The organism is Ensifer sp. ENS02 (assembly GCF_014851885.1).
Lineage (GTDB): Bacteria > Pseudomonadota > Alphaproteobacteria > Rhizobiales > Rhizobiaceae > Ensifer > Ensifer adhaerens.
Genome location: NZ_JACVAO010000074.1, coordinates 1 through 479, shown reverse-complemented (window position 1 = coordinate 479; position 479 = coordinate 1). Strand labels below are relative to the sequence as shown.

General features: G+C 63.7%; 1 protein-coding gene. It reads left to right on the top strand.

The genetic code is table 11. The features are described 5' to 3' along the window. Positions 1–479, top strand: a 479-nt coding sequence (locus IB262_RS35495; RefSeq protein ID WP_192494585.1) for an amidohydrolase family protein, incomplete at both ends; no start/stop codon positions are given.

Genomic DNA, 479 nt, shown 5'->3' with positions numbered 1-479 from the left:
AAATGGACGTCGTCGGTCAAGTACAAGCAGGGTAACGACTATTTCCGCCACAACGGTGCCGGCGAGATGCTGGTGTTTTCCGCCGCCGACTTCGAGGACTTCCGCGAGCCGCGCCCGGACATGCCGCCGGAGATGGAGGGCGAACTCGAAGAGGTCGTGCGCATTCTTGCGGAGAACCGCTGGCCCTGGCGACTGCATGCCACCTATGACGAGACGATCACCCGTGCGCTCGACGTCTTCGAGAAGGTCAACCGGGATATCCCGCTTGAGGGCATCAACTGGTTCTTCGACCATGCGGAGACGATCTCTGACCGCTCGATCGACCGGATCGCCGCCCTTGGCGGCGGCATCGCCGTGCAGCACCGCATGGCCTATCAGGGCGAGTACTTCGTCGAGCGCTACGGCCATGGTGTCGCTGAAGCGACGCCGCCGGTGGCCAAGATGCTGGCAAAGGGCGTCAACGTCTCCGCCGGCACCGA